This window comes from Variovorax sp. 01T439_2, assembly GCF_056398445.1.
In genome coordinates this window covers 1-3720 of sequence record NZ_JBFTPJ010000607.1, presented here as the reverse complement: position 1 = coordinate 3720, position 3720 = coordinate 1, and the positions used below count along the sequence as shown (strand labels likewise).

Sequence of the window (3720 nt, the reverse complement as noted above, 5' to 3'; positions counted from 1 at the left end):
ACACAAACCCGAGCCGAAGCCCAAGCCCGAAGCCAAGCCGGAAGCCAAACCCGAACCCAAGCCCGCCGCCCCCAAGCCGGCCTCGGCCGACGACGGCAACCGCGCGCGCGCCTTGCTCGAAGGCAAGCCGTCCAACACCAGCACCAAGCCCGCTGCGTCCGAAGACGGCGGCCGCTTCGTGGTGCAGGTCGGCGCCTTTGCCGATGCCGACAAGGCCCGCGAGGTGCGGCAGAAACTCGAGAAGGCCGGCCTCAAGACCTATGTGCACGTGGCCAAGACGGCCGATGGCGAGCGCACGCGTGTGCGTGTCGGCCCGTTCGGCTCGCGTGCCGAGGCGGACAAGGCCGCCGAGAAGGTCAAGGGCTTGTCTTTGTCGGCTGCCATCCTCACGTTGTAGTAGCCATCGCCCGCCGCCGTGGCCCTGCTCGACTGGATCGCCGTCACGCTCGTCGTCGTGTCGATGCTGTTCGGCCTGGTGCGCGGCCTGGTGTTCGAGGTGATTTCGCTGGTGGGCTGGGTGGCTGCATTCATTGCCGCCCAGTGGCTGGCGTCGGATGTGGCGGCCTGGCTGCCCTTCGGCGACCCGCAGGCCACCTGGCGCTATCCGCTGGCCTTCGTGCTGGTGTTCGTCGGGGTGGCGTTCGGCGTGGGCCTGGTGGCGGCGCTGACGCGAAAGCTGATTGCGGCTGTCGGCCTCAGGCCGGTGGACCGGATATTGGGTGGGGCCTTCGGGGCGGCGCGGGGTGTGGTTGCCCTGCTCGTGCTGGCGGTCATTGTTCATTTGCTGGCGTTGAGCGACAGTGCCTGGTGGCACGAATCGCACAGCGCCAATGTTCTCGATGCGGCATTGCAGGGCCTGAAACCCGCGCTGCCTGAAAAGTTGGCAAGCTACCTGCCCTGAGAGGAATCGTTCATGTGTGGAATCGTCGGCGTTGTCAGCAACGCACCCGTCAATCAGCTGCTCTATGACGCCTTGCTGCTGCTGCAGCACCGCGGCCAGGATGCGGCCGGCATCGTCACCCTGCTGGAGCGCAAGTTCTTCATGCACAAGGCCAAGGGCATGGTGCGCGACGTGTTCCGCACGCGCAACATGCGCGCGCTGCCGGGCAGCGTGGGCCTGGGCCAGGTGCGCTACCCGACCGCGGGCAACGCCTACAGCGAGGAAGAGGCGCAGCCCTTCTACGTGAACGCGCCCTTCGGCATCGTGCTGGTGCACAACGGCAACCTGACCAACGCGCATGCGCTGCGCTCGGAGCTGTTCTCCACCGACCACCGCCACACCAACACCGAGAGCGACTCCGAAGTGCTGCTCAACGTGCTGGCCCACGAGATCGAGCGTTCCTCGCGCGGCGTGCCGTTGCATCCGGCCGAGGTGTTTGCTGCCGTCAAGAACGTCTACAAGCGCCTGCGCGGCTCGTACGCCGTGGTCTCGCTGATCGCCGGCCACGGCCTGCTGGCCTTCCGCGACCCCTACGGCATCCGTCCGCTGTGCATGGGCCGCAGCGCCGACGGCACCGTGATGGTGGCGAGCGAATCGGTGGCGCTCGAAGGCTCGGGCCACGTGTTCGAGCGCAACATCGCGCCGGGCGAGGCGGTGTTCATCGATCTCGAAGGCAACGTGCACTCGATGCAGTGCGCCGAAGGGGCGACGCTCAACCCCTGCATCTTCGAATTCGTCTACCTGGCCCGGCCCGACTCGGTGCTCGACGGCATTTCGGTCTACCAGGCGCGGCTCAACCTGGGCGAAACGCTGGCCAAGCGCGTGGTGTCCACCGTGCCGCCGAACCAGATCGACGTGATCATTCCCATCCCCGAATCGAGCCGGCCGAGCGCCACGCAGCTCGCGCACCTGCTCGGCGTGCCGTACCGCGAAGGCTTCGTGAAGAACCGCTACGTGGGCCGCACCTTCATCATGCCGGGGCAGGGCGTGCGCAAGAAGTCGGTGCGCCAGAAGCTCAACGTGATTGCCAGCGAGTTCAAGGGCCGCAACGTGCTGCTGGTCGACGACTCCATCGTGCGCGGCACCACCAGCCGCGAGATCGTCCAGATGGCGCGCGACGCCGGTGCGCGAAAGGTCTACCTGGCCAGCGCGGCGCCGCCCGTGCGCTACCCCAACGTCTACGGCATCGACATGCCCACCAAGGACGAGCTGGTCGCGCACGACCGCACCGTCGAGCAGATCCGCGAGCTGATCGGCTGCGACGCGCTGATCTACCAGGACGTCGACGCCATGAAGCGCGCCATCGGCTCGCTCAACCCCAAGCTCGACGGCTTCGATGCCTCCTGCTTCGACGGCGTGTACGTGACCGGCGACATCGACACCGAAGCCATCTCGCGCATGAACGGCAACCGTCCGCGCGTCGAGGAGACCGAAGAAGATTCTTCGCGCCTGGCGCTTCCCAACCACAGCGAGTGAGAGCCGAAGAAGTGACCGACGAACGAACCCTGCCGCCCGGGCTGCACCGCGACACGCTCGCGCTGCGCACCGGCTTGGCGCCGAGCCAGCACGGCGAGCACTCCGAAGCGCTGTTCCTGACCAGCGGCTTCGTGCAGCCCGATGCCGAGACCTCGGCGCGCCGCTTTGCCGGCACCGAGCAGGGCTTCACCTACTCGCGCACCTCCAACCCCACCGTCACCAGCTTCGAGCAGCGCCTGGCCGCGCTCGAAGGCACGGAGGCCGCCATCGGCGCTTCCACCGGCATGGGCGCGATCCTCATGATGTGCATGGGCCTGCTCAAGGCCGGCGACCACGTGGTGTGCTCGCGCTCGGTGTTCGGCTCCACGCTCAACCTGTTCGGCAAGGAGTTTGCCAAGTTCGGCGTCGAGACCACCTTCGTCTCGCAGACCGACGTGGCCGAATGGCGCGCGGCCCTGAAGCCCAACACCAGGCTGCTGTTCGCCGAGACGCCGACCAATCCGCTGACCGAGGTCTGCGACATCCGGGCACTGGCCGACCTGGCGCACGGCGCCGGCGCGCTGCTCGCGGTCGACAACTGCTTCTGCACGCCCGTGCTGCAGCGGCCGGCCGAACTGGGGGCCGACCTCATCATCCATTCGGGCACCAAGTACCTCGACGGCCAGGGCCGCGTGATGGCCGGCGCGATCTGCGGCCCCTCCAAGCTCATCGTCGACGTGTTCGGCCCGGTGGTGCGCACCGCCGGCATGGCGCTCTCGCCGTTCAATGCCTGGGTGGTGCTCAAGGGCCTGGAAACACTGGGCATCCGCATGCAGGCGCAGTGCGCCAATGCGCTGGCCGTCGCGCAGTGGCTCGAAACGCAGCCCGGCATCGCACGCGTCTACTACCCCGGCCTGGCCTCGCATGCGCAGCACGAACTGGCCATGCGCCAGCAGTCGGGGCAGGGCGGGGCGGTGCTGTCGTTCGACGTGGTCGGCAACGATCCGGACAGCGCGCGCGCCAATGCCTTCCACGTGATCAACAGCACGCGCGTGGTGAGCATCGCCACCAACCTCGGCGACACCAAGACCATCATCACGCACCCCGGCACCACCTCGCATGGCCGCCTGACCGAAGCACAGCGCCAGGCCGCCGGCATCAGCCAGGGGCTCATCCGCCTCGCGGTCGGCCTGGAGCACATCGACGACATCAAGGCCGACCTGCTGCGTGGCCTGGGCACCCTGAAATCCTGATTGATCCATGACCGGCAAAGTTCGCACCCGCATCGCTCCGTCTCCCACCGGCTTCCTGCACCTGGGCACGGC

5 protein-coding genes are annotated in these 3720 nt (G+C 67.7%); all 5 read left to right on the top strand.

Annotated features, from left to right (window positions below):
• A partial coding sequence (locus tag AC1DOC_RS24240; RefSeq protein WP_478130656.1) for an SPOR domain-containing protein occupies positions 1-397 on the top strand: 397 nt, incomplete at its 5' end.
• 18 nt (positions 398-415) lie between these two features.
• Positions 416-901 (top strand): CvpA family protein, encoded by a 486-nt coding sequence (locus tag AC1DOC_RS24235; RefSeq protein ID WP_015866538.1) that lies wholly within the window; start codon positions 416-418, stop codon positions 899-901.
• A 12-nt stretch (positions 902-913) separates the two neighbouring features.
• A complete protein-coding gene (gene purF, locus AC1DOC_RS24230) occupies positions 914-2416 on the top strand; it encodes an amidophosphoribosyltransferase (RefSeq protein ID WP_018905467.1) in 1503 nt (500 codons plus the stop codon).
• A gap of 11 nt (positions 2417-2427) precedes the next feature.
• Complete coding sequence (locus AC1DOC_RS24225; protein WP_478079368.1) at positions 2428-3648, top strand: O-succinylhomoserine sulfhydrylase; 1221 nt, start codon at positions 2428-2430, stop codon at positions 3646-3648.
• Positions 3649-3655: 7 nt separating this feature from the next.
• A partial coding sequence (locus tag AC1DOC_RS24220) for a glutamate--tRNA ligase family protein (RefSeq protein ID WP_478130657.1) occupies positions 3656-3720 on the top strand: 65 nt, incomplete at its 3' end.

Coding starts and splice junctions, on each gene's coding strand:
- purF (WP_018905467.1), top strand. CDS start 914: ATGTGTGGAATCGTCGGCGTTGTCAGCAACGCACCCGTCAATCAGCTG.